The organism is Tateyamaria sp. (assembly GCF_039940735.1).
Classification (GTDB): Bacteria; Pseudomonadota; Alphaproteobacteria; order Rhodobacterales; family Rhodobacteraceae; genus Tateyamaria.
The window spans coordinates 17,900-40,847 of the sequence record NZ_JBDVGB010000050.1; the positions used below are offsets into that span (position 1 = coordinate 17,900).

Annotated in this window: 25 protein-coding genes; 15 read left to right on the forward strand and 10 right to left on the reverse strand. The window is 57.1% G+C overall.

Annotated features, from left to right (window positions below; translation table 11 throughout):
* The first annotated feature begins 44 nt into the window (after positions 1 to 44).
* The 6 genes from ABJF76_RS10175 to ABJF76_RS10200 are packed head-to-tail and all read left to right on the forward strand — an operon-like array spanning position 45 to position 5,646.
* Positions 45 to 917 carry a crotonase/enoyl-CoA hydratase family protein gene (locus ABJF76_RS10175; RefSeq protein WP_413821584.1) on the forward strand — a complete coding sequence of 291 codons (873 nt, stop codon included), beginning with the start codon at positions 45 to 47 and terminating at the stop codon, positions 915 to 917.
* 41 nt (positions 918 to 958) lie between these two features.
* Positions 959 to 2,008 carry a TRAP transporter substrate-binding protein gene (locus ABJF76_RS10180; RefSeq protein WP_413821059.1) on the forward strand — a complete coding sequence of 350 codons (1,050 nt, stop codon included), beginning with the start codon at positions 959 to 961 and terminating at the stop codon, positions 2,006 to 2,008.
* 57 nt (positions 2,009 to 2,065) lie between these two features.
* On the forward strand, positions 2,066 to 2,647 hold the full coding sequence (locus ABJF76_RS10185) for a TRAP transporter small permease (RefSeq protein WP_348288267.1): 582 nt from the start codon (positions 2,066 to 2,068) through the stop codon (positions 2,645 to 2,647).
* A complete protein-coding gene (locus ABJF76_RS10190; RefSeq protein WP_413821585.1) occupies positions 2,647 to 3,927 on the forward strand; it encodes a TRAP transporter large permease in 1,281 nt (426 codons plus the stop codon). Before ABJF76_RS10185 ends, ABJF76_RS10190 begins: the two co-directional genes overlap by 1 nt.
* Positions 3,928 to 3,949: 22 nt before the next feature.
* The gene (locus tag ABJF76_RS10195; RefSeq protein WP_120502320.1) at positions 3,950 to 4,765 is read left to right on the forward strand and encodes an SDR family oxidoreductase; all 816 of its coding nucleotides are present in this window, start codon (positions 3,950 to 3,952) and stop codon (positions 4,763 to 4,765) included.
* 5 nt (positions 4,766 to 4,770) lie between these two features.
* Positions 4,771 to 5,646, forward strand: a complete 876-nt coding sequence (locus ABJF76_RS10200) for an alpha/beta fold hydrolase (RefSeq protein WP_413821060.1) — start codon at positions 4,771 to 4,773, stop codon at positions 5,644 to 5,646.
* 8 nt (positions 5,647 to 5,654) lie between these two features.
* Here ABJF76_RS10200 and ABJF76_RS10205 read toward each other — a convergent pair whose 3' ends face one another.
* Positions 5,655 to 6,866 (reverse strand): aminomethyltransferase family protein, encoded by a 1,212-nt coding sequence (locus ABJF76_RS10205; RefSeq protein ID WP_348414703.1) that lies wholly within the window; start codon positions 6,864 to 6,866, stop codon positions 5,655 to 5,657.
* Positions 6,867 to 7,018: 152 nt separating this feature from the next.
* On the opposite strand from ABJF76_RS10205, the gene ABJF76_RS10210 reads away from it, so the two are divergent.
* The 9 genes from ABJF76_RS10210 (at position 7,019) to ABJF76_RS10250 (ending at position 14,758) form a co-directional block, all read left to right on the forward strand.
* Complete coding sequence (locus tag ABJF76_RS10210) at positions 7,019 to 7,903, forward strand: LysR substrate-binding domain-containing protein (RefSeq protein ID WP_348414702.1); 885 nt, start codon at positions 7,019 to 7,021, stop codon at positions 7,901 to 7,903.
* A gap of 21 nt (positions 7,904 to 7,924) precedes the next feature.
* Positions 7,925 to 8,167 (forward strand): hypothetical protein, encoded by a 243-nt coding sequence (locus tag ABJF76_RS10215; protein ID WP_348414701.1) that lies wholly within the window; start codon positions 7,925 to 7,927, stop codon positions 8,165 to 8,167.
* Positions 8,168 to 8,745: 578 nt separating this feature from the next.
* The gene (locus ABJF76_RS10220) at positions 8,746 to 9,624 is read left to right on the forward strand and encodes an ArdC family protein (RefSeq protein WP_348414700.1); all 879 of its coding nucleotides are present in this window, start codon (positions 8,746 to 8,748) and stop codon (positions 9,622 to 9,624) included.
* A complete protein-coding gene (locus tag ABJF76_RS10225) occupies positions 9,621 to 9,824 on the forward strand; it encodes a hypothetical protein (protein ID WP_025060004.1) in 204 nt (67 codons plus the stop codon). The genes ABJF76_RS10220 and ABJF76_RS10225 overlap by 4 nt, the downstream gene beginning before the upstream one ends.
* Positions 9,821 to 10,045 (forward strand): hypothetical protein, encoded by a 225-nt coding sequence (locus ABJF76_RS10230; RefSeq protein ID WP_348414699.1) that lies wholly within the window; start codon positions 9,821 to 9,823, stop codon positions 10,043 to 10,045. The genes ABJF76_RS10225 and ABJF76_RS10230 overlap by 4 nt, the downstream gene beginning before the upstream one ends.
* Positions 10,032 to 10,313 carry a hypothetical protein gene (locus tag ABJF76_RS10235; RefSeq protein WP_348414698.1) on the forward strand — a complete coding sequence of 94 codons (282 nt, stop codon included), beginning with the start codon at positions 10,032 to 10,034 and terminating at the stop codon, positions 10,311 to 10,313. Before ABJF76_RS10230 ends, ABJF76_RS10235 begins: the two co-directional genes overlap by 14 nt.
* Positions 10,314 to 10,487: 174 nt before the next feature.
* Entirely contained in the window at positions 10,488 to 11,078 is a 591-nt protein-coding gene (locus tag ABJF76_RS10240; protein WP_348414696.1) for a hypothetical protein, read from the forward strand.
* Entirely contained in the window at positions 11,065 to 12,873 is a 1,809-nt protein-coding gene (locus ABJF76_RS10245) for a relaxase/mobilization nuclease domain-containing protein (protein ID WP_348414694.1), read from the forward strand. The genes ABJF76_RS10240 and ABJF76_RS10245 overlap by 14 nt, the downstream gene beginning before the upstream one ends.
* Entirely contained in the window at positions 12,866 to 14,758 is a 1,893-nt protein-coding gene (locus ABJF76_RS10250) for a type IV secretory system conjugative DNA transfer family protein (protein WP_348414693.1), read from the forward strand. Before ABJF76_RS10245 ends, ABJF76_RS10250 begins: the two co-directional genes overlap by 8 nt.
* 183 nt (positions 14,759 to 14,941) lie before the next feature.
* Here ABJF76_RS10250 and ABJF76_RS10255 read toward each other — a convergent pair whose 3' ends face one another.
* The 9 genes from ABJF76_RS10255 to ABJF76_RS10295 form a co-directional block, all read right to left on the reverse strand.
* The gene (locus tag ABJF76_RS10255; RefSeq protein ID WP_303965121.1) at positions 14,942 to 16,669 is read right to left on the reverse strand and encodes a DUF2326 domain-containing protein; all 1,728 of its coding nucleotides are present in this window, start codon (positions 16,667 to 16,669) and stop codon (positions 14,942 to 14,944) included.
* On the reverse strand, positions 16,666 to 16,908 hold the full coding sequence (locus ABJF76_RS10260) for an ABC-three component system middle component 6 (protein ID WP_303965119.1): 243 nt from the start codon (positions 16,906 to 16,908) through the stop codon (positions 16,666 to 16,668). The genes ABJF76_RS10255 and ABJF76_RS10260 overlap by 4 nt, the downstream gene beginning before the upstream one ends.
* Positions 16,902 to 17,807: an ABC-three component system protein gene (locus tag ABJF76_RS10265; protein ID WP_303965117.1), complete on the reverse strand. Its 906-nt coding sequence runs from the start codon at positions 17,805 to 17,807 to the stop codon at positions 16,902 to 16,904. The genes ABJF76_RS10260 and ABJF76_RS10265 overlap by 7 nt, the downstream gene beginning before the upstream one ends.
* A gap of 297 nt (positions 17,808 to 18,104) precedes the next feature.
* Positions 18,105 to 19,103, reverse strand: a complete 999-nt coding sequence (locus tag ABJF76_RS10270) for a type IV secretion system protein (RefSeq protein ID WP_348414620.1) — start codon at positions 19,101 to 19,103, stop codon at positions 18,105 to 18,107.
* Positions 19,104 to 19,123: 20 nt separating this feature from the next.
* A complete protein-coding gene (locus ABJF76_RS10275; RefSeq protein WP_257600370.1) occupies positions 19,124 to 19,300 on the reverse strand; it encodes a DUF4177 domain-containing protein in 177 nt (58 codons plus the stop codon).
* Entirely contained in the window at positions 19,293 to 20,288 is a 996-nt protein-coding gene (locus tag ABJF76_RS10280) for an ATPase, T2SS/T4P/T4SS family (RefSeq protein WP_348499337.1), read from the reverse strand. The genes ABJF76_RS10275 and ABJF76_RS10280 overlap by 8 nt, the downstream gene beginning before the upstream one ends.
* 2 nt (positions 20,289 to 20,290) lie before the next feature.
* The gene (locus ABJF76_RS10285; RefSeq protein ID WP_348499336.1) at positions 20,291 to 21,604 is read right to left on the reverse strand and encodes a TrbI/VirB10 family protein; all 1,314 of its coding nucleotides are present in this window, start codon (positions 21,602 to 21,604) and stop codon (positions 20,291 to 20,293) included.
* On the reverse strand, positions 21,597 to 22,292 hold the full coding sequence (locus ABJF76_RS10290) for a TrbG/VirB9 family P-type conjugative transfer protein (protein ID WP_348499335.1): 696 nt from the start codon (positions 22,290 to 22,292) through the stop codon (positions 21,597 to 21,599). Before ABJF76_RS10290 ends, ABJF76_RS10285 begins: the two co-directional genes overlap by 8 nt.
* 3 nt (positions 22,293 to 22,295) lie before the next feature.
* Complete coding sequence (locus ABJF76_RS10295) at positions 22,296 to 22,946, reverse strand: type IV secretion system protein (protein WP_348499334.1); 651 nt, start codon at positions 22,944 to 22,946, stop codon at positions 22,296 to 22,298.
* Between the last annotated feature and the right edge of the window lie 2 nt (positions 22,947 to 22,948).

The following is a 22,948-nucleotide window of genomic DNA, read 5'->3' on the forward strand; positions in this document are numbered from 1 at the left end:
GCCAACCATGCTCCCATAACCGGTCAGCGAACCGAGAGTCACAACTGGAGCAACGCACCTTGCCAAAAGTTCTTTACGAGAAAGACGGCCGCATTGGTCGGATCACCCTGAACCGTCCCGAGGTGATGAATGCCATCGACGATGACTTGCCCTGCGCGTTGGCTGCGGCGGTCGCGCAAGCGGATGCCGACAGGGACGTGCATGTGATGGTCTTGTCGGGTGCGGGCAAGGCTTTCTGTTCGGGCTATGACCTGGCGCATTACGCCGAAGGCAAGGGCACAAATCAGGTTGTGCAGGAGATGCCTTGGGATCCGATGCAGGATTTCCAGTTTATGTGGGCCAATACGCAAAGTTTCATGTCGCTCTTTCGCGCTATGAAGCCAGTGATCTGCAAGGTGCACGGGTTCGCTGTGGCAGGTGGGTCGGACATAGCCCTTTGCGCGGACCTGACGATCATGGGCGACACAGCGCAGATCGGCTACATGCCCACCCGTGTTTGGGGCTGCCCGACGACGGCGATGTGGGTGCATCGGTTGGGGCCGGAAAAAGCCAAGCGCATGATGTTTACGGGCGACAAGATCACCGGGATTGAGGCAGCCGAGATGGGGCTGGTGCTGAAATCCGTGCCAGATGCGCAATTGGATGCCGAGGTCGAGGCGCTGGCGCAACGAATGGCGAGCGTTCCGATCAACCAGCTGGCGATGCAGAAGATGGTGATCAACGCGGCTGTGGAAGAAAAGATCAACCAGACCCAAAGATTGGCCACCGTCTTTGACGGGATCACCCGCCATTCGCCTGAGGGCATGAATTTCAAGACGCGCGTCGAAACCGTTGGCTGGAAACAGGCGGTCACAGAGCGCGACACAGGCAGTTTTGATTGGACCACGAACACTCCAATAAATGATCGCTCCGAATGATCTGAGCGGCACATATTCAACACATCCAAGGGAGGAAACTTATGTTGAAATCACTCGCCACCATCGCAGGGCTAAGTCTTGCTGTCGCCGCTGGAACGGCGGCGGCAGACGAAATCCAGCCGCACCAGTTCAAGGTGATTGGCACATGGAGCAGCCTGAGCCAATATAGAAACTACGAAGCACCGTTCTGGACCGAAACATTGTCGGCAAATACCGATGGGCAGATGAGCGGTGAAATCGTCTCCATCTCTGTCATGGGCTTGAAAGGGTACGAGACGCTCAACTTGCTACAAAACGGTGTGTTCGATATGGGCAACATGGTTGTTGCCTATGTCACCGGATCGACGCCCGAGATGGAAGGCATCGATCTTGCTGGAGTCGCAACCGATATGGCCAGCGCACGCGCGAACGCCGATGCATACCGCGAAGTGATCAATGCACGTCTGGCGGAGCAGAACCTGATCATGCTGGCGCATTACCCCTTTGGTCGCCAGTTCGTGTTCTGCAAGGACGAGTTCGATGGCTTGGCCGGACTTGAAGGCCGTAAGATCAGAACTTCAAGCGCCACCCACGCAGACTTCTTGTCCGGCGCAGGGGCGACGAACGTGACGATTGCATTCGGTGAAGTTGTTCCTGCCATTCAGAACGGCGTCGTCGATTGCGCGGTCACTGGTGCGATCCCAGCCTATGACGCTAGCTGGCACGAGGTGATCAACTATGTTGGCGAACTGCCGATTAACATGGGCATGGCGGGGCTCTACGCGAACCTTTCCAAATGGCAGAGCATTGATGACGCATCTCGCGCCGCACTGGCCGAGCAGATCAGCAATTGGGAAGACACGACCTGGACGAACTATGTCACCGAAGAAAACGAGGGGTTGGCCTGTCTGACGGGTGATGACGCGGGTTGTTCCAAAGGTGATGCCGTCGGCATGAGCCTTATCCCGATGACAGAGGCCGATAGCGCGCAGGCGAATAGCATCCTGCAAAGCCATGTCTTCCCAGGCTGGCTAGACCGCTGCGGCGACGCGGACTGCGCAGGCCCGTGGAACGCCACGATTGGTGCTGCCAACGGTCTATCGATTCAGTAACGCGCTTGGCGGCACTGGCATGCTGGTGCCGCCATCCAACTTTGCAGGGGGTTTACCATGTTGATCCGAACACAAGGCGCGCTTGACCGTGTCTCAGAAATTGCCGTTTGGGTCGCAGGGGCGGCCCTTTTGATGACAGCTTTCATGGTGGGGTTGGAAGTCATCATGCGTAAGCTTTTTAACGCGTCGCTTGGGGGCGCGGATGAAATTTCAGGCTATGTCTTCGCGGCAGCAACGGCCTGGTCCTACGCCGCCGTGATCAGAAAGAAAGGAAATGTGCGGATCGACGTTGTCTATAATTTGATGCCGCGCCCTTTGCGTATTGCATTGGACATTCTCAGCTTTCTCGCACTTGGCGCGCTGTTCGCCCTTATTGGCTGGTACGGGTTTGAATTGGTCAAAGGGACGGTTGAAACCGGCCGTATCTCGGTCACGCCCCTACGCACACCGCTATCTATTCCTCAGATTGTCTGGATCAGCGGGATCGGACTTGCATTGGCGATGTGGGTTTTGGTTGCGCTTCGTGTTACAGGCAATGTCCTGCGCCGCAACTGGGATGCAGTCTCTGAGCTTATCGGTTCCGAAGGCGTTGAGGCCGAAATCAAAGCGGAGCTGGTCGAGACGGAGGGCAAATCATGATCCTTATCGTCACTTTCTCACTTCTACTTCTGTTCATCTTTCTTGCAATTCCGGTTGCGGCCGCACTTGGCCTGTTGGGCGTGGTGCTGGACGAGAGCTTTTCCATCATGCCTTTGCGTCGCGCCATTGGTGACATGATGTGGGAAAACTCGATCGAATTTCTGCTCGTTGCGGTGCCCATGTTTGTCATGCTGGGCGAGATCATGCTGCGCTCGGACATCGCTGAAAAGATGTATGATGCGATGGCAAAATGGCTGTCATGGCTGCCGGGCGGGCTCATGCATTCCAATATCGGTTCCAGCGCTATCTTTGCGGCGACCTCTGGGTCTTCCGTTGCCACGGCGGCCACCGTCGGGACGGTTGCGGTGCCGCAGATCGACAAGCGCGGCTATCACACGCCGCTGTTTCTTGGCTCGCTTGCCGCCGGTGGGACACTTGGCATTCTGATACCGCCTTCCGTTGGCCTGATCATCTACGGGCTTTTGACCAATACATCCGTGCCCAAGCTTTACCTTGCGGGTATCCTACCGGGGCTGGTCTTGGCGGGGCTCTACAGTCTTACCATCGTCCTTCTCTGCCTCGCCAACAAAGGCTGGGGCGGCGAAAAGATCCATATCTCGTGGTCTGAGCGTTTCGCGAGCCTGCCAAATCTGTTGCAACCTTTGTTCATTTTCATTGTGGTCATCGGCTCCATTTATGCGGGTTGGGCAACGCCGACGGAAAGTGCCTCTCTGGGCGTTCTTGCGGCACTCTTGCTGTCGTGGAAAAACGGCAAGCTGACACGGGATATGCTTCTGAAATCATTCGAAGGCACCATGCGGACAACAGCGATGATCATGCTGATCATTCTGGCAGCGGCCTTCTTGAACTTCGTGCTTGCCGTCATCGGCCTCGCGGCCGCATTCCAAAGCTTTATCGAAGGCCTGGGCCTGTCCCCGTTTCAGGTGTTGTTGATCATTATCGCCATCTATCTGGTGATGGGGTGTTTCATGGAGAGCCTGTCCATGTTGATCACAACGACCCCCATTGTCGTGCCGGTGATCGTCGCCCTTGGGTACGATCCGATCTGGTTCGGTGTGGTGCTGATGTTGCTGCTGGAAACCGCTTTGATCACACCGCCCATTGGGCTGAACCTCTATGTTGTGCAATCCATCCGCCAAAGCGGACCAATCAAAGACGTAATCAAAGGGGCGATCCCGTTCGTTTTCGCCATGTTCGTGATGATTGGCCTTGTGATTGCATTTCCCTCGATGGCGCTGTGGCTGCCATCTCTTCTGTAAAAATTTGCGATAGGAAAGTCCCATGGATCTTAAGAATAAGACGATCATTATCACCGGCGGTGCACGCGGCATTGGTGCGGCCTTAGCCACTCGGTTCGCCAAGGAGGGTGCAAAGGTTGTTGTCGCCGATCTGGACGAAGGTGCGGCTCGTGCAACCGCGGCCGTGATTGATGGTTTGGCTGTGGCATGCGACGTCACCAAGGAGGCCGATGTGCAGGCGTTGGTTCAGCAGGCAGAGCAGCACTTTGGCCCGGTGGATATGTTCTGCTCAAACGCGGGTGTGTGTTTAGGTGAGCCATCACATTCAGCCTCGGCCAGCAATGACACCTGGGGCCTTTGCTGGGACGTTCATGTGATGGCGCATGTCTATGCCGCCCGCGCGGTTCTGCCGGGCATGATAGAACGCGGGAGCGGCTATCTGCTGCAGATGTCTTCGGCTGCCGGGTTGCTGAGCCAAATCGGTGATGCGGCCTATTCTGCAACCAAACATGCGGCCATTGGGTTCGCTGAATCCGTCGCGATCACCCATGGCGGTGACGGGATCAAGGTTTCGGTCATTTGTCCGCAATATGTGGCAACCCCGATGCTGGGGTATGCCGATAAAGGCGCATCAAGCGATCTGCCGGGTGTGATCACGCCAGAAGCACTTGCTCAAACCGTGGTTGAGGGTGTTGCGCAGGAAAGCTTCCTGATTTTGCCGCACGCGGATGTCGCGCAATTCATCCAATTCAAGTCTGCCAACTACGACAAATGGCTGGGCGCGATGCGAAAACTGCGCAGCAAAATTGTAGACGAGATCGGGTCCACAGATCTGGAAGCCATGCACAAGCTGGTGTGATCGTTATGACGCCTCACCTTCGCTTTGAGACATACGCCAACCAAAAAGTCAGCATCGGCGGGCAAAAAATCTGCTTTAGCACCAACGGAATTGCAGTGACGCCGGAGCGGCCCACACTTGTTCTGGTGCACGGTGCCGGAGGGTCCAAACTCGACTGGCCGCAATCTTGGCGGAGTGTGGCCGAGGCGACTGCCCCTTTTGGCCTTCCCTCAATGACGGCTGTTCTGCCCGGTCAAGGGGGGCAAGCGCTGCACGCGCATCCCGTGATTGCGATTGATCTTCCGGGCCATGGTGGCTCGGGTGGTCAAAGCCTGAGTGAAATCGACAGCTACGGTGCAGTTGTGATCAGGTTCATTGAAGCGCTTGGTTTAGAAAACGTCTGCCTAGTGGGGCACTCAATGGGTGTCGGCGTTGTCTTGTCAGCCGCGTTGCAATCGTGCGCGCGGATTTCCTCACTCTGCCTGATCGCCGGGGCGGCGCGCATGCCAGTCACACCCGAATTGCTGAAGGGGTTGCAGAACCAAACCGAAGATACCGTCGCCGCCATCGCCCGCTCTTGCTGGCACAAATCAACGCCAGAACACTTCGTGAAGACCACACAGCAAAGGATGATGTCTGCCGGAGGAAACGGTCTGCTGAACGATTTCACTGCATGTTCAAAACTGGACCTGAGCGCAAAGTTGCCCGCGCTTCAAGTCCCGACATTGATCCTTGCATCGCAGGAAGATCGCTTGGTGAAAACCGCTGAAATCAATGCCATGGCGCAAGCTATTCCAAAGGCTCAGCTTCAAATCTTCCATGAATGCGGACATTTCCTTCATGTTGAACGCGCGTCAGTGGCCGCGGCTGCACTCGCAGGGTTCCTTGCGAACGCAGCCTAGTTGCCAAGTCATTCTGCAGCAATGGGTTTGGTCGGGATGTCCACCAGCTTGCCGCGTGGGATCAGGCGGTCGGCGTCATACATCGGCAGGGTGCAGAGCTCACCGCTCTGGGTGGACCCATCAGCACAGAGCACATCGACCTGCGTGCCGGGACCCCGCGCAGGGTCGTCCATGCGCACGATGCAGACACCGCAGCCCTGATACGGCGAATAGCCCGAGGAGCAGACCAGGCCTGCGTCTTTGCCATCAATGGTCATGACGCGCCCAAGCTGAGCGACGCCGCCGGTAACCCGCATGCCCCAGGTGCGGCAGGATTTTTCTACGGACTCCAGCGCTTTGCGGCCAACAAAACCGCGATCATCAAATTCGACAAACCCGCCAAGACCCGCCTCGAACGGCGTCGTGTCCGCCCCGAAATCCGACCCGGCATTGAGCAACCCGGCCTCGATCCGCCGTGCCCGGAACACTGGCGTTCCGGTCAGCAGAATGCCGAAGGCAGCACCTGCCTCCATGATCTTGTCACCGATGGCGGGGATGTCAGTGTCGGGCAGCATGTAAACTTCCCAGCCTAATTCATTGGTGAAGCCCGAGCGGCTGATCCAGCAGGTCTGCCCCGCGATGGAAACCTCGGCGCAGTCGAAATAGCGGAAAGAATCGGGCATGGGGCCGTCCAGCACGGCAGCCAGCAAGTCCAGTGACCGTGGGCCTTGAATCTGGCTGACCCAGACATTCGGGTCGTGGATTTTCACGTCCAGACCCTCGGCATGCGCCTTGTACCAGCTGAAGAGGTCGCCGTCGGCCTGCGCCATCCAGAACCTGTCCTGTGACAGCCGCAGCAGTACACCATCGGTGATCATGCCGCCATCGTGGTAACAGGCAAACTGATAGGAGCAGCGCCCCGGCTTCACCTTGCTGACACTCCGGGTGAAAACCTTGTTCAGCAGGGCCTCAGAATCCGGCCCGCTAATCTCGATTGGCAATTCGCCGGTGTGTCGGAAAATGACATTGGTGCGCACGGCCCAATACATCTCGTCATCCGTGGCTGTGTCCAGCTTTTCCGGCGTCAGGCGCGAGTTGTAGAGCGTGTATTCGGGATCATAGGGCAGTTCCATGTAGCTCAGCGGATGGGCCGGCATGGTGCGGGCCAATTCGCGAGGGCGCGCGCCCTGATTGCGGAGAGCTTTGGCGACGAAGCGGAAGTGGGAAAGGTCAGTTGTCATATTGTTCACCGTTCAGAGTTGTTAGACGCCTGCGGGTGATCTTCGACAAGGACAGATGGGTGCCACGCATTGAGTTGGTGATATTGGACCAACTGCGCTCAGCGCAAATCTAATGATTTGCACAAGTCGTTCGAAAAAATTAGACAATATTCATGCGCTTTCGTTCTTATGATGCCCTCAAGATCTTTGATGCCGTTGCCCGTACTCTGTCGATGACCAAGGCGGCGGACGAGGTGCATCAATCGAAAGGCTCGATCAGTTACCAAATCAACAAGCTCGAAGCCGAGCTTGGGTTTCGACTATTCGAGCGCGCGCACGCAAAACTGGAAATGACAGAAGAAGGGCGCAGATTGTGGCATGTGTCCCAAACGGCCCTGAGCCAGATCGACCGTGAAATCGAAGACCTGCGTGGCACTGTCTCAGGTGCCGTGACCGTTGGCGCACTGACCTACTTCTCTTCACGCTGGCTATCTCCAAGGCTTACCCGCTTCTTCGAGGCCAATCCCGGTATCAGCCTGCGGATCGAACCGATCAATTCCGTAAGCATGCTGAAGAGCGTACACGTGGACATGGCCGTCCTCTGGGGAATTGGCGGCTGGGAGGGTCATAAATGCGAGCTTCTTTTATCTCTGCCTGCCGTGCCAACCGCCAACCGCGCAGTCGCAGATCAGGTAACGCAACTTGGATTGGCCGAAGCGGTCAAGCAGCTTCCGCTTTTGGGTGACAGCTCCGGTGATGCGGGGTGGAGGGCCTGGCACGCAGCAGCAGGGCTACCTTACGCCCCCAGCCGATCCAGCTTGACGATCCCGGACTCCAACAGCCGCGTGCAGGCGGTGGTGGATGGTCAGGGGATCGCCCTCTGGGATGATCTGGTCGCGCCTGAGTTCGACGACGAAACACTTGTCAGATTGTCCGACATCAGAGTTGAAAACGCGGGCTACTTTGTCATTTTCACGGATCGGCCGATGTCTCAGGGTGCGGAGGCATTTTTGAACTGGTTGCGGGCTGAAAATGATCGCAGCGAGAGGCGGGCTTGAAATCCTGTGGACGTTCAGCTCATGAACGGCGGTTTTGGGGAAATTTGCAAGAACACCGCGCGCTCTGCGCCGAATTTACCAAGGTTTTTTGCGTCAGCGAAAGAGGCAAAAGCAAAAGGCGGGATTGTTCCGCAATTTTCGAATTCATGGTTTCAGATTTGCTGCGCGTTGCATGAACGGCTGCTGTTTCCGCCGCCAGGCAGCATAAAATCTTTCGCCGCTTCGGAAAAATCTCTGCTGCGCGCGCATGCAGCGAAATTTTGACACTTCTGCAATGGGCTCTGAGCGGACATGCGGCAGCGCAACGAAATATTCGATATCGAAGAAGTTTCAATGTCGGCTTCAGGTGGTTCCGCATGAAAGGTTCCAACCTGCCGTTTCATTCTTACCGACGGTCTGAAAAATTATCTTCCCGAATATGGAAACGAGCCCGCGCTTTGTTGCGCGGGCGACTAATTCCAATCGACTGCACCGAGGCTCAACGGGCCGTTGGCCCGCTCACCCCGATCCAGGCATCATTCTTTTTTGTTTGGTCCGCCCAACATCCCTGACCGTTGCGGTCAACCTTAGTCCATCCCCAAAATCAGCCACCAATTTCCCCTGTCTCGCGGGCGAGCCATTCCTCGCGGGGCAAATTGGCGTCTGATTTTGGCGCAGACATTTTCTTCGCAAATGTGGCCGATTGACAGCCCCGTTCAGGGCCGTGGGTCGGGCTTTGCCCTCTCCCACTCTGTTCCGCCGAATACATGCGTATTCGGTCAGATCAGGTGGCCGAGGCGCAGCCCATCGGCGGAAGGGGGCGCGAAGCCTCACCCGCGTCACTTTGATCGAGGAGGCCACAAATGGCACCGAAGTTTGATGTTTATGCCCATGTCACCGACACCATTATTGCAGAGATCGAGGCGGGCACGCCGCCATGGCGCAAACCTTGGACAGGGAGCGCGTCGGGCATTGCCCTGCCGACACGGCACAATGGCGAGGAGTATCGCGGGATTAACATCCTGATGCTTTGGGTTATGGCGGCGAAGCATGGCTATGTGTCCAGCCGCTGGATGACCTACAAGCAGGCGCAGGAGCTTGGAAGTCAGGTCCGCAAAGGCGAAACGTCCTCGACCGTGGTCAAATACGGGACGTTCACTCGAGAGAACGAATTGGGCATCGAGGAGGAGTTGCCCTATGCGCGCGCATACCGCGTGTTCAATGCTGATCAGATCGAAGGTTTGCCGGAGGACTACTACATCCGTCCCGAGGCCCCGCGCGATCTTGGTACGGCAGAAGATCCGGAGCTTGAGGCGTTTTTCAGCCGGACAGGGGCGGAGATCCTCACCAGCGACAACCCGCGCGCCTATTACAGCCCCGCAAAAGATCACATCCACATGCCGCCGATTGCCACGTTTCACGATGCGGCAGGCTATTATGGGACGTTGGCCCATGAGGTGATCCACTGGACCGGCAGCGAAAAGCGACTTGAGCGGATCAAGAAATTTGCGAACCGTGAGGCCTATGCCTTTGAAGAGTTGGTGGCAGAAATCGGTGCTTGTTTTCTCGGTGCCCAGATTGGGGCCACGCCGGAATTCGACCAAAGCGCCGCATATGTCGAAGGGTGGTTGAAAGCGCTCAAAGAAGATAAACGGGCGATTTTTCGCGCGGCGTCTGAGGCGCAGAAAGCTGCCGACTTTGTTTTGCAAGCAGCAAGTCAGAGCAAGGAGGTGGCAGCATGATCCCTGACTATCACAGCGATGATTTTGCGACGGCACGTCTGGAAGATACCGTCAGCTTGCGTAGCGCTGCCCGTGAGGCCCGCGCCACGCTTTACGCGGTGTTGAACCGGCTGGAGCTGAACGATCTGGACGGCGAGGAGCAGCCCTATATCGACGATTGTCTTGGGGCTCTCGCAATCCTTGAGGAGGCGTTGCGATGACCTTGGAAGAGATCAAAACGGCAGTGGACGCGGGCGACCGCGTTCACTGGATCAACAGCGGGTATGTGGTGACGCGTGATGACCTCGGGCAATACCTCATCACCTTCACACGGAATGGGTCAGCTATCGGCTTGACCAGTCGGGATGGCACCCGCCTGAACGGCAACCCTGACGAATTTTTCATCAGTGAAAGTGCAGAGGTTCGCCATGAAGTATTCTGATATCAAACAGGCGGCCCGAGAGGGCCGCGCCAGCGTGCATCTTCATGGGTTCTGCAATCTGCCCGATGGCGGGCTGGAGTATTGTGATGATCCAGCACTGATTGATGGCTGGGCGATCTATGTCCGGGTCGAGACCCCGGACGACCCGCAACAGCCTTTTGATCTGCACGAGCTGCCCGACCATCAAACCTATTCCAGCGCCGAAGGTGCGGCCCGCGCAATAGCTTTGCAATTGCTTGGCGATGCTGAGGCGTGGAACCACGATTAGTGGTGCCATGCCTTGCGCATGGGGCCGGGCTTTGCCCGGCGGTCGCAGCCGATGGCTGCTCCAAACGGAATACAGGCAGTTGATGCAATATTATAATATTGAATCAATTATGGCGAAGTGCCATAACAGGGCTGCCTGTATGATGCTGGCAAGAAATAGGGGTGATTACTTCACATGGGCCGACCGCGCGCACCACGGCACAAGCGACTGACGCAAAACCAGCGTTTTGCCATCGTGCGCAAGCGTGCCGAGGGGGTGCCGATCGAGGATCTGGCGCGCGAATTCGGCGTGACGACCCGCAGCATCTTCTACACGTTGAAGGCCGATCAAAGCCGCAAGCTCGATGCGCGCGTGCGCTCTGAACTGGTGAATGTCCGGCTCACGCCAAGGGAGCTTGCGGGCTTCGATGCGGTGCTGACGCGGCATGATATCACCAGCCGGGCCGAGGGGCTGCGGAGGCTGATCCATGCCTCAAACGATCTTTTCGTTCCCGACGATGAACTGGCGAACCAGATGCAGGGGCTATCGGCCTCGCTCAATCGTACTGGCAACAATATCAACCAGATTGCGCAGCGCCTGAATGAGGCAAAGCGCCAGGGCAAGACGCCGCCTTATGGTAATTCTGCCCATGCCCAAGTCCGCGCTTTGGCCGGGCTGATCTTCGACATTGCAGACCAGGTTCAGGACATGGCGCAGCGTCGCCGCAGCGCATTGTCCGGCGAGGTTGCCCGCGTACTGGGGGGATTTGCCGATGGCCCGGAATAGCGCCGTTGCCGCCGCGCAGGAGGCCTTCTTCGATCGTGACTGGAGCCGCATTCGCGGCAGCGTTCCACGCGCCCGTGCAAAGCAAATGGCGCGCGCCGCCATGGGGCATTCACCCGCGATCTTCAAAGCCATTCGCGACGGTGGCACGCACAACAAAACTCAGCTGCGCAACCAGTTGGAATACCTGACCACCAAGTCGAGCATTATCATCGACAGCCGGGGCACCTATGACGGCCAAAGCGTTCTGTCAGCCAAAGAGATCGAGCAGGTCACGCGCCGGTTTTCAGCGCAGTGGAATGAGGGGTTTCATCCCAAGCTGGGGCATACCTCGCATCTCTTGATGGCCTTCCCGATTGCCACGCGCGGCGAGGATGTTGCCGAGATCACGCGCGAGATTTGCGAGCGGTTCTTTCAGGGCGAAGGCAGCCACTTTGACTACATTGCGGCCGTGCACGAGGACCGGGATCACCCGCACGCCCATATCGTCCTGAACCGGCGCAGTAAGGATGGTGAATTCTTCTTTCTGAAAGAAGGCCACCACTTCAACTACGACAGTTTTCGGGAGGCGATGGTGGAGGTGTCGGACCGCTATGGTCTGCGCCTTGAGGCGACACGAAAACTCGAGCGTGGGATCACGACGAAGAGCCCAGGCGGTGTAGACCAGCGCCGCGCGGAAACCTCTGGCCAAAAACTGACCGAACGCGAACGCGTGGGACCAGAGCTTGACCGTGCCCTGGCTGAAGTCGCCCAGAACGCGCGGCTTTATCGCGGCCTGGCCGCCGAGGCCTCGCGCGAGAACCAGCATGACATTGCAGCTGCCTTGGACAAAGCCGCGACGCTTTTGGCGCAGGGCAAACCGATTGAAGCAGATGGAAAGGTATATGGCATGGCCGAAGAACAGCATTCGTTTGATGAGGTCGTGGATGCCTTTCACGACAAGATCAACCAAGCCGAACGCATTGTTGCAGACGCCCCGGTGGAGCGGCGCGCGGCGCTCGAGCATGAGCTGAATGACATTTATCGTTCACTGTCGCATCTGAGCCCAATGGGAACGCAGTCCCACACCTTGCTCGAAGATGCGTCCAAGAGTGGGATCTATTCGGCCGCGAACATTCAGGCTGACGCCCAAGGTGCATTGCGGGATACAGCTCTTACTGAACGTCTTGAGCAGGCTTTGAAAGGCACCGGCATTGACGCGCAAGAGGTGACGCGCCGCGTCGAAATCGGCGCGGGCAATGCCGCGCTGGAGCGGCAATGGCTCGGACAGGATTTGAAGGCGATTGCCGAAAAGGAAGGCTTTGATCTGTCGCGCGCCGATGAGCTCGAAAAAGCGATTGACCGCCTCGACCAGATGCACAGTGATCTGGGCCGTGTGTTGGCCGATGCTGAGGTTCTCAAAGACAGTGGGGCGGTGGAAGCCGACCGGCAGGAAAGCGTGGTCGACAGCTTGCCGCCGACCACGGCCGATATCCTGAGCCGAATGAGGGACGACCCAACCGCAGATCCATTCCGGAGCGATCTGGAGCGCGAGACCTTGCGCGCCGAGTTGGAGGAAATGGTCGGTGAAGAAAGCACCCCGGACTTGGCGATTGGCGATGAGGCCACTCTGGAGGAACATATCGAAGATCGACTGGACCGGCTCTATGCGGCCAAGGCTTATCTGCAAAGCGACGCCGCGCTGGCGAACAGTGTGGCGATGGAGCATGTCCTCGACGAGATCACCAATGAAGAAATTGATGTTCAACGCGAGCGGCATGTCGATAGCGATGGCGAAAAGGGCGTGACGCATGGGTAAGGCGCGGATCGCACTCGGCGTCATGAGCTTTGCTCTTCTCGGCGCAGTGCTGGGGTATGTTCTGGCGTCGGCCTTTCTGACGTTCCGCTGGTTCGGGGTCGGGACGGATATCGATTTCTTGATGCTGGCACGCAGCTATGGGGTTCTCCGAACGACGCATCAGGCCGACATGCAGATTGTTCACTTGGTCGTGGGGATCAGCACTGGTGCCGGTGTTTTGCTCAGTGCGGTCTTGATGAACGATGCGCTGACCAAATTTGGGGAAACCCATTGGCAGCTAGTGTCCGAGATGAAGCGAAACGGTTTCTTCGGCAAGCCTGGCCACGGCTTTGTCCTCGGCAAAATGGGAAAGCCCAAGAGCCGCAAACCCTTTGTCATGTCCAAGGTTTTTCCCCATGCTTTGATCGTGGCCCCGACCGGACGCGGGAAGACTACGGGTTTCGTCATTCCGAACCTTCTGACTTATCAGGGCAGTGCCGTCGTGCTCGACGTGAAGGGCGAAAACTTCGATGCTACGGCGCGCCACAGGGCCGCGCAGGGCGACCAGGTGTTCCGGTTCGCGCCAACAGATTGGAAGGATGGTCGCTCGCACCGGTACAATCCTTTGCTGCGCATATCGGCGCTGGAAAACGTCGACCGCCAGCAGATGGAGCTGCAACTTCTGGCTTCGCTGTTCCTGCAAGCAGATAACGACCGCGTCCAAGGGCTCCTCGATGGCGGTATCGATCTGTTCGTTGCGGCAGGGCTTTTGGCGTTTGAGCGAAAGCGGCCGACCCTGGGTGAGATTTACCGCATCACTGCATCTGGCGGGGACAAGCAGAAGGAATATCGCCGCCGCGCCGACGAAGTGGTCAATCCAGCCGCCAAGCTGATTTTCATGCGCATGGCCTCGACCAACAACGACACGCTAACTTCCTACTTATCGCTCTTGATGACATCTGGCCTCAAGCAGTGGTCAAACCCAGCGATCGACCGTGCGACCGCAACGTCAGACTTCGATTTCCGCGACATCCGAAAGGCGCCGTTTTCGGTCTATCTCGTGGTCGAACCGCTAATGGTAAAACCCCTCGCGCCACTGATCCGTTTGTTTTTCTCGGACTTGCTGGCATCGCTGCAGGACCATGAACCTAGCAAAGACGAGCCTTGGCCGGTGATGATCATGCTCGATGAGTTTAACCGCCTTGGCAAAATGCCGATCGTGCTCGACAGCATCGAGACCCTGCGCTCCTACCGCGCCAACCTCGCGATCGTCACTCAGACGATCCCGGCGCTAGATGAAATCTACGGCGAAAATGCCCGGCGTGCCCTACAGGGCAACGCGGGTATCAAGCTCTATCTGACCCCGTCAGATGAAAAGACCATCGAAGAGCTCAGCAAAGCCGTCGGCAAAACAACTAAGCGCGTTGTGACCCGCTCGCGTTCTGTCGGCCGCAATCCCTTCGCCGGACGCAGCATGTCTGAACGGACCGAAGAAACCGCGCTCCTACCCGAGGATGAGGCGCGGCGTATGGATCTTGATGACATCGTTCTGGTGGTCGACGCCCAAATGCCCGTGCGCGCCAGGCGGATCAAATACTATGAAGATCGCTTCTTTAAGCAGATATTCGACAAACAGACCGGCGAATTGCCATATCCCTCAGCGGGGGACCAGATGCGCGGGCTGCAAGGGCAGATCAAGGCACTAGAGGCGAAGATCGGGGCGTTGGAAGTGCCAAGAGCGGTTTCAGGTGATGGCACTGAAATTGACGGGAAGCGACGTGAAGAGATCGATGCTTTGGCCAATGAAGAGCGGGGTGCGGCGTCAGGCGAAAAGCCTGGTTTGGGCGAGTATCAAGCAGGAGCTGAACGGGTGGAGAGATTTATGGAGGAGGCAGCTCGGGGATGAAACGCGGAAAGCTGACCTTCGCTGCGTTTGCCAAACGGCATGCGTCTTCGCGCGGAGTCAGACATTCGTCGTTGATTGGCTTGACCGTTTCGGGGTCGCGCCTTCCCGCCAAGTCTTAATCGAACTACGTCGAGTTGGAATACAGTGAATGGGGCCAGCTATCGCGAATGAGGTCGTGGTCGGTCAAAACCTCAACCCAAATAGTCCGCCATCTTCTCTGTCGGATAGTCTTGTTGGCAGAATGTACGGCTCCGGGTCGAAGATCTCGGCACCTTCGATCTCCTCTTCGGCTTTGATCTTTTGAAGATCGTCCGAATTCATGGCAACAATGTATTGGAAGCCAAGCTCGTCGCACTTCATCTGGGCCTGTTTCAGTGCCAATCCGATTTGCCGACCATCCACGCCGTCAAAAATGTGGCTATCGTGTACAATGAAACCCGGTGATCGACCGTAACTTTGCGCGACTTCGGCGATGGTCCAGTCAAAGCAGAACACCTGCATGTGGTTCTTTCCGCCACTCTTTTTACCAGCTATGTCGGTCTCGATAACGAGCCCCGCTTCTTTTGCTGAACGGTTCATGACCAGCTGGCCTGGTTCGTTGTAGAGAAACTGAGAGATCTCTCCAAAGGTGCTTACGGCGAGCTTCCGCGGTTTGTCCCGTGCCAGAATATCCGCTTCAATGAGATCAAGTAGGCTTTCGATGTCGCGCTTCAGTTTCTTTTGGTTTTCAGCGACATCTCGGAGTTTGGGAATCTGCTCTTTGAGATTGGCCCGCTCCGCTTCCAGACGCGTTAGTTCAGACTGCAACAATGACAGCCTTTCTATCGCTATGCCGGACCTGAGCACTTCTGTCTGGTCAGAGAGGTCCGCTTGGAGACGAATGATATCTGACTTTCGATCTCCCAGCCTTTGCCTTGCCTGCTCGCGCTCGTTGGATAGGTGCGCTTTTCGGTTTGCGGCGACTTTAGCGTGAAACGACTTCACTTGTTCGAAGCGCTTCTGCACCTGTTTATCAAAAAATACACCAACCTCCTTATAGAGATGTCCGATATCCGTCAGGTCAGCTTCTTCAACTTCGTTTAAAGCCCGATCGATCTCGTCGACAAGATCGAGGTCCCGCAAGTTAGCTTCATTGAGCTCCTTTATAGCCTGAGCGAGCCTGTTGGCTTCAGCCTCATGGGAGCGATATCCATCGACAACTGTCGCGGACAAGACTTCGGAGCGCTTCGCTTCGATCTCTCCATCAAGTAAATCGACGCGGGTCTGCATCTTACCCAGGTCAAGTTGGCCATTGCTGAGGTAGCCACTCTTGAGCATCTTTGCGAGGGTATCCGCTTGTTTTTTCTCGTCTTTTGTTCTCTGCAGCTTTTGTGGAAGGCTCCAGTCTAAACCTAACAAGTAGGCTAGATTTACCTGCATATCCCATCCGAGCTGCTTGGCACTGTTTAGTGTTGGTGAGGCGAAGCCACCATTCCTTTCCTTGCGAACCGAGTACGCGAAAAGCGCCCCGAACGTAGGGCTATAGGTTTGGGATGTTATGCTGTCCGTTAACTGAAACCATGATAGCCCCAGCTTTTTTCGAAGATCGATTGCAGAGATGTCTTCGCCGTCCAGTGCTAGAGAGTCTCTGGCAAGTCCTGTTTTCTTGGTGATCGACATCTCTGCACCGTCCACTTTGAAGGTTCCGGTAAAGGAGTGATCTGCGAGTTCGGCTTTGTGAAAATCGTCGTCTTTGTTTCGTTTCTCGGCGAGCAGGTAGTGGATCAGTTCGATCATACTGGTCTTACCGGTGCCATTGCGCGTGTCGCGCGCCCCGGAGACCTCAGCCCGCTCCGCGACGAGGATGTTAAGACCCGTGTTGAATTCGAGTGTTTTGAAACTTGGAAGCGAGCTGCTGAGTCCCAGGATCATTGGATGAGCTTCCTGATGAGACCAGCATCTAGTTTGATCGCACCTACGGTATAGAGAAAGTCGAGCGCCAGCAGAAACCAATCGAACTGAAGGGTTGGGAGTTCGCTCTGCTCTCTCAGTTTCTGTAGATCATAGAAAAGACGCGAGACTGTCTTCGGTGTATCGAGCTCAGCCAACACATCACCACCGACGCCGACTAACGAGTTCTCGGTCTTGATATGTTTTGTGGGCATCAGCATTCTACACTGCTCTTCGGTACATTTTCAAAGATATCACATGAGTCAAAGTAATATGTGATGATTACATAGGCGGCTGCGGTGATCATAGGGGTACCGTCGTCGCCGACAAACTTGAGCAGCTTCGAGAGGATTTCATCCGGAGTGTGGCCGAGGTCTTTGAGGGATGCGTACTGAGAAATGAGGGATTCTTGGATTTTGCTCGCTGAGGTCGGCATGCTCAGACCTTTGATGTAGCGATCGACTATGGCGACGCCTTTTCGCGCGCGCTGGATGTTGAACCGAGCTTCAGAGCTCAGTGCATTGAATTGCAGCTTTTGAGGATCAGGGTCCTCACCAAAGTCCAAAGGATCTAGCGGGGCTTCATGTTCGGCTTCCACCCTTCGAAGAAGGGGGCGAATAGCCTCCATTTCGACGTTGCCAAAGTCCAGCCTGACACCAGGATAAATGTCAATGAGTTGCTGCATGTTGAGTTGATCATGCAAATCCTTCAAGAGCCTCCGGCTTCCTTCTTGTAGTTTGACGGGATGATGGCGCTTGCGGAGTTCCTCCAGGACATCGCTTGCCTTGGTGCCGATGCCTCCGGCGTTGTTATGGACGAGGACCCAGGCCTTCAGGTCAGGCCAATAGTGAAATATCTCAGGGAACGAGTCCTCGATTTTGCCTGGTGCCTTCTTTGCGAAGGTCGCAGGAGACTCGGGTGCATAGCACTGAAAAACCGTCTCCTGGGAGATAATTCGACCATCGCTTTTCTTGTCTCCGTGTCGGCCACCCGCCTTGATGATTTCAAAATCGCCTTTATGCACGCACTCCATCATAGCGCGAAACCAGGCTTCGAACTCGTCTTGGTTGCTGTTCGCATAGGCATGTTCAAACGCAGCGTTGAAATCGGACTTTTGCATGATCGGTCGGGTACCAGAGTTCGGACCAGTGTAACAACATCTTGGGGCCTGTCATTACGATTCATCGCTATTTAGATGACTTTTTAAGCCAAATCCGCCAGTTTTCCGCGGATACCCTTTCGCGAGGAACGGCTAAAACTAACCAGCAGAGCTCGGGTGCAATCGCTGTAGACATCTCAAATGTCAGCATCGATTGGTTGAACAATGACCTCTGCTTGCAGTTGCGGCCAAAGTCCGGTTTGACGGGCCGCACCGCAGCGGCGAAGCCCTTCGGTCAAAGGCAGCATTGGGCCGGTTTCATTCCAACCTTTTCGCCCGTTCTGCCATCCGCTGAACCACTGAAATAGTCGCAGCGCCCGCCTGACGTATCCCAGCCCCGGCGATCTCCGCATTTGACCTCGTCCCAAACCTTGCCCGTGCCCGTGACCCCTTGGTGCCCATCAAGCCCTTTGCGAAGCCGCCAGGACCCGGAATGCTTGGCGGTCCGGCCATCATGAAATTGCCCGAGATTGAGCGCACGATCAGCGGCGTAGCGATGATCATGCCGCCTGCGAGGAACATCATCATGAAGAACGGTACCAGCGCACCGATGTTGCTTGCGCCCGAGGGATCGCCGAGTTCGGTCATGAGGGAACGGGACATGCCGACGACCGTAGAAAACACGCCCGCGATCACGAGGGGGTAGAGCGCGTAGGACACAGTGCTAGACAGCCAACGGTGGAAATAGTCCTTGCTGACTTCGAACAGCGAAAGCGCGATCATGATGGGGGCGATGCCGATCATGAAGGCTAGCATGATTTTTGCGAAGATCAGAATAAGCCCGCAGAGCGCGCCGATGACGCCCAGTAGGAACGCGCCGATCGCGCCGATCAGGGCTCCGGCCATCCAATGCATGTTGTCTCCGGCTGCGTTCAGGTAATCGCCAAATTCTTCGATTAGATCGTCAAAGGCCTCGGCAAAGTAGGATGCGCCTGCGCCGCCACCGCCAAGCCCCGCCACCATCCCGCCCGCGAGTTGGTCAAGCCCATCAATGAGCGCGCTGGCCACGGCGTTGAATTGGACCCAGTTCATCGCAAAGAGGGTGATGAGCATAAGCTTGAGGGCGAACCAGAAGGCAGTTCGTCCATCCATGAATTTGTACTGAAACACCATGTTGAGAAAGACGCCTATGACAGCGAGCGTCGAGGCCACGGCGATGATGCCGCCTAGTTGACCCGCGACGTTGCCAAAAGTGGTTTGGGCCACGTCGTCCAGAAAGTTGTCGGTTGTCTCGACCATCCAGGTGACGACGCCCATGGGATCCCCCTCGGTTAGGTTTAGGCGCTCGCGCCGGTGCGACGTTTCAGGAAGGCCTTCAGGATGTGCTCGCCGTCAAAATCCGGCACGACGGAGACTAACTCCCAACCATCCTGACCAAGGGCCGTCAGCTGCGCTTCGATCTTCGGTGGCTTTGTCTTGGCGGTGTTGATCTGTTCAATCTTGTATTCAAACATGGGCTGTTTCCTTTGAATGGGCCGGATCAACCGGCAGGTAGAATTCAGTGATACCGCGCGCGCCTTCACGGCGACCGGCTTGGATGATCACATCGATCGAGCGAGTGATGTAGTCGTTCATGTCCTGGTAGGTCATGGGCACATCGGTTTTCAGGGCGGCAATGGCCAGGCGTTGGACCGCTAGCTGAGGGGTTTCAGCGTGCAGCGTGGTGAGCGAGCCACCATGGCCAGTGTTGATGGCCTCAAGGAAGGTCATGGCTTCTTTACCGCGCACTTCGCCCAGGACGATGCGGTCCGGCCGCATGCGAAGGGTGGAGGTCAGCAGGACATCAGCGCTGCGCGTGGCCTCATCGCGGTCAGACATCAGCGTGACGACATTGGGCTGCGTTGGCCGCAGCTCGGCGGCCTCTTCGATCGTGATGATGCGCTCGCCTGTGGGAACGAAGGAAAGGATCTTGCGTGCAGTGACAGTCTTGCCGGTTGAGGTACCACCGGACACGATCATGTTGAGCTTGTGCGTGACACAGAACTTGATCGCGGCGTCGATGTCGCCGGTCGCCACAACATCGCGTAGCTCGGCATTGCGCTTGCGTCTTGCGCCCTCGTTGCTGCGTTCTTTGCCGAACAAGTAGGACAGCTTGATCTGCTCCAATGGCAGGTCAGCGAAGAACCTCAAGGAGATCGCATAGCCGCCATCAACGGCGGGCGGTTGGATGACCTGCGCCCGGATTGGGCGGTCACGGTAGGTGATGCTGACCGACACAATTGGTTTGGTCCGGCTAAGCGTGGTGTTTGCGGCCGAAGCAATCTGATTGCCAAGGTCTTTGATTTCATTGGGCGAGAGCCGTCGATTGACGGACCGCATGAAGTGATCACCCTGAAACTCGGCCCACAGCGTGCCGTCAGGGTTGATGCAAAGCTCGATCAGCTTTGGATCACGCGCCTCGGGGATCTTGTCCATCGAGCTTTGCAAATAGCTGGCCGCCATGCTCAGAAAATCTCCAGATCACGGTCGACCATCACTGTGACGCGGGCACCTTGGTCGACGTAGATCACAGGCGAGACCGAGAGATATTCGCCGATCACGCTTTGCGCGCTGTCTTGGAAGTCTTCGCCAATGCCTTCGAGAACATCAGAGGCGATCGCATCTTCGGTGTTCTGGGCTGCTACAGCGGGCAAGGCTCCGATCAGCGATATCAATGCGGCTGACCCGAACCTCGTGCCAAAGCGGCTGTCGACGAAACCGGTCGTGCCGGAGCGACCCTGTTCGTCGCCACCAAAGGCGCTGATTTCAACGGTTTGGTTGCTAGGGAGAATTATCCTGTCCCAGGCGATCGTCACGCGTTGCTGTGCGATATCGAGGCCAGACTGATAGCGTCCGATAAGGCGCGCACCGCGCGGGATCAGGATCCGAGAGCCGTCATAGGCGTGGACATCTTCAGACACCATTGCCCGGACCTGACCGGCAAGCGAGCTGTCTATCGCGGTCTCCAGCACGGCCTGGATCATCGTGCCCTGAACAACCGTGTTTGACGGGTTCACGATCACCTGGGCCTGCGTCACCTCAGCGGGTTCTGCGCCGCTGCGGACAAAGTCTGTATCCCCATCAAGTCGCCGCTGCTGCGCTGCAGTTTCATTGTTGCCGCCTCCGGTGCCGCCAAAGGCGATGATTGGGCTGGCGATACGGGCTTGCAGCTCTTCAAGCTCAGCTTGCCGCCGCCGTTCCAGCTCCTGAAGGCGCAGTTCTTCGGCCGTGGGGCCGGTTGGGGCGGGCGTGCGCAGCGTTTCCAGGCGTGCAAGCTCTAGATCGTTCTGCAGTCGCTGGATTTGCCTGGCACGTTCTTCCAACTCTTCGCGCAAAGCGGCTTGCGTTGCTGCCGCCTCGCTTCGCAGGGCATCGATCTCTGCGCCCAAGGTATCCAATGCCTCGAGGTCGATGGCTGGGGCTTCAGGTGCAGGTGCGTTGCGCAGGGCTTCGAGTTCGGACCGCATGGCGTCCATTTGCGCGCGCAGCTCTTCTGTTTCGCTGTCTGCTTGCAGCTCCGGCGGCGGGGTTGTTTCTATCGGTGCAGGCGTGGGCTCAAGCGCACCAAAGCCCGGTCCCGCCGCTTGGAACTCATCAGGGGACGCGGTTTCCAGGCTATCGGGTTCAGATCCACCAGAAAGCAATAGCAAAAAACCGCCAAGAGCCGCGATTGCCCCAATGCCCAGGGCGAGGGCGACAAATGACGGTCGCGCTTTTTGGTTTTGTGGTTTTTCTTCAAGTGCTTCTAGGCGCTTCTTAAGCTCGGCGGTTTCACTCATCGTGGTTTGCCTCGCTCATCTCTTGGACGCAAATCTCGTCCTCGCCGAGCCTGAGAACCCATCGATCGCTGACACCTGACACACGGATCACACCGTCTGGCCGCGCGAGCGCATTCACGCTGCGCTCATTGCCAGCCGACCAGCGAAAGATCGCGGGCAGCGGCGCGTTTGCGGCAAAGCGGAAATAGGTGAAGGTGCCGTCGTCCCAGATTTCTCGTGGAGTGATCTCGGATCGCGCGCTGACCCCGTAAGCATGGTTTGCGGGCTCGCTTGCGGCAACTCGAGACTGTCGTGGGGCAGAATCGGGATAGGTGAAGCGGATGACATAGAAAGTCGGCGAGCTCGCCTCAGTGACGTTGAAATAATAGCTGCGCCGGTTGGTGTAGACGGTGATGTTGGTATGCGCACCGCGCGAGACCGGCTTGATTGCAAAAGCCTGACCACCGGGCACGCCGTCCAAAAGGAAGCCTTCGGTGTCGCCCGCAATGATCGAGCGGATGGTTTCGCCCTGGCCAAATTCGATGCTGGTGACATGGGTCAGGCTGGTGCTGATGCGATAGACCTGCCCATCCTGATAGGTGGCCAGCCGGACGCGGGCGTCATAGGGGCCTTGGCGCGGCTGCGTCTCGGCATAGGCGATGCCCGCAAGCGGAACGAAGAAAGTGAGGATTAGGAACAGGCGGCGCATGGGTTACTCCAGACGATCCGAGCGGATCGCGTATTCGGTGACGGTGAAGCCGAAAGGGTTCTGCCAGACATCGTCGATCGACCGGCTATTCTCGGGCCGAAATTCAAACATCAGCGTTGCGGTGAAAAGCCCGTTTTGACTGCCGCGCGGCGAGTTGAGGTGTTTGCGTAGGCGCACTTGAGCGCGATTGGCGCTGATATGGGTGATCGACAGAACCTCGACCTCAAGCCGGGCATCTGCACCGTAGCTGTCCGGCGGAAAGGCCTCATGGCCGCTGGTCCAAAGCGCGCGCAGGCCAGCGGCGGCGGCACCGTCCGACTGGTCCAGGACCCGCCGCACCCGCACATCATTGTCGAGCTGATTGTATGTCTCTCGATCAATGACATAGCGGTAGACCTGTGCCTCGATGATAGCGGGGCGTTCCGTGAGTGAGACCGCTTCAACCACGGCATTGGGGAGGGCCATGCCGGTTTCGCTATCAAAGGGCACGATCATGGGCGGCGGGTCCACGTCGAACAAGGCAACGAGGGCAGCGGCCAGGCAACCTGCCATGCCAAACGCCATGCCTGTCAGCCCCAGTTTCTGCCACATGAGCTCGCGTCTTCGTGCGCCGTAGACGAGCTCCTCTTCGATGATTTCTGCCTCGCTGTTCATGG

Bases quoted from the DNA above. Each gene is read 5' to 3' on its own strand.
- ABJF76_RS10180 (WP_413821059.1), top strand. From the start codon at position 959: ATGTTGAAATCACTCGCCACCATCGCAGGGCTAAGTCTTGCTGTCGCC.
- ABJF76_RS10185 (WP_348288267.1), top strand. From the start codon at position 2,066: ATGTTGATCCGAACACAAGGCGCGCTTGACCGTGTCTCAGAAATTGCC.
- ABJF76_RS10195 (WP_120502320.1), top strand. From the start codon at position 3,950: ATGGATCTTAAGAATAAGACGATCATTATCACCGGCGGTGCACGCGGC.
- ABJF76_RS10200 (WP_413821060.1), top strand. From the start codon at position 4,771: ATGACGCCTCACCTTCGCTTTGAGACATACGCCAACCAAAAAGTCAGC.
- ABJF76_RS10205 (WP_348414703.1), bottom strand. From the start codon at position 6,866: ATGACAACTGACCTTTCCCACTTCCGCTTCGTCGCCAAAGCTCTCCGC.
- ABJF76_RS10210 (WP_348414702.1), top strand. From the start codon at position 7,019: ATGCGCTTTCGTTCTTATGATGCCCTCAAGATCTTTGATGCCGTTGCC.
- ABJF76_RS10215 (WP_348414701.1), top strand. From the start codon at position 7,925: ATGAACGGCGGTTTTGGGGAAATTTGCAAGAACACCGCGCGCTCTGCG.
- ABJF76_RS10220 (WP_348414700.1), top strand. From the start codon at position 8,746: ATGGCACCGAAGTTTGATGTTTATGCCCATGTCACCGACACCATTATT.
- ABJF76_RS10225 (WP_025060004.1), top strand. From the start codon at position 9,621: ATGATCCCTGACTATCACAGCGATGATTTTGCGACGGCACGTCTGGAA.
- ABJF76_RS10230 (WP_348414699.1), top strand. From the start codon at position 9,821: ATGACCTTGGAAGAGATCAAAACGGCAGTGGACGCGGGCGACCGCGTT.
- ABJF76_RS10235 (WP_348414698.1), top strand. From the start codon at position 10,032: ATGAAGTATTCTGATATCAAACAGGCGGCCCGAGAGGGCCGCGCCAGC.
- ABJF76_RS10240 (WP_348414696.1), top strand. From the start codon at position 10,488: ATGGGCCGACCGCGCGCACCACGGCACAAGCGACTGACGCAAAACCAG.
- ABJF76_RS10245 (WP_348414694.1), top strand. From the start codon at position 11,065: ATGGCCCGGAATAGCGCCGTTGCCGCCGCGCAGGAGGCCTTCTTCGAT.
- ABJF76_RS10250 (WP_348414693.1), top strand. From the start codon at position 12,866: ATGGGTAAGGCGCGGATCGCACTCGGCGTCATGAGCTTTGCTCTTCTC.
- ABJF76_RS10255 (WP_303965121.1), bottom strand. From the start codon at position 16,669: ATGATCCTGGGACTCAGCAGCTCGCTTCCAAGTTTCAAAACACTCGAA.
- ABJF76_RS10260 (WP_303965119.1), bottom strand. From the start codon at position 16,908: ATGCTGATGCCCACAAAACATATCAAGACCGAGAACTCGTTAGTCGGC.
- ABJF76_RS10265 (WP_303965117.1), bottom strand. From the start codon at position 17,807: ATGCAAAAGTCCGATTTCAACGCTGCGTTTGAACATGCCTATGCGAAC.
- ABJF76_RS10270 (WP_348414620.1), bottom strand. From the start codon at position 19,103: ATGGGCGTCGTCACCTGGATGGTCGAGACAACCGACAACTTTCTGGAC.
- ABJF76_RS10275 (WP_257600370.1), bottom strand. From the start codon at position 19,300: ATGTTTGAATACAAGATTGAACAGATCAACACCGCCAAGACAAAGCCA.
- ABJF76_RS10280 (WP_348499337.1), bottom strand. From the start codon at position 20,288: ATGGCGGCCAGCTATTTGCAAAGCTCGATGGACAAGATCCCCGAGGCG.
- ABJF76_RS10285 (WP_348499336.1), bottom strand. From the start codon at position 21,604: ATGAGTGAAACCGCCGAGCTTAAGAAGCGCCTAGAAGCACTTGAAGAA.
- ABJF76_RS10290 (WP_348499335.1), bottom strand. From the start codon at position 22,292: ATGCGCCGCCTGTTCCTAATCCTCACTTTCTTCGTTCCGCTTGCGGGC.
- ABJF76_RS10295 (WP_348499334.1), bottom strand. From the start codon at position 22,946: ATGAACAGCGAGGCAGAAATCATCGAAGAGGAGCTCGTCTACGGCGCA.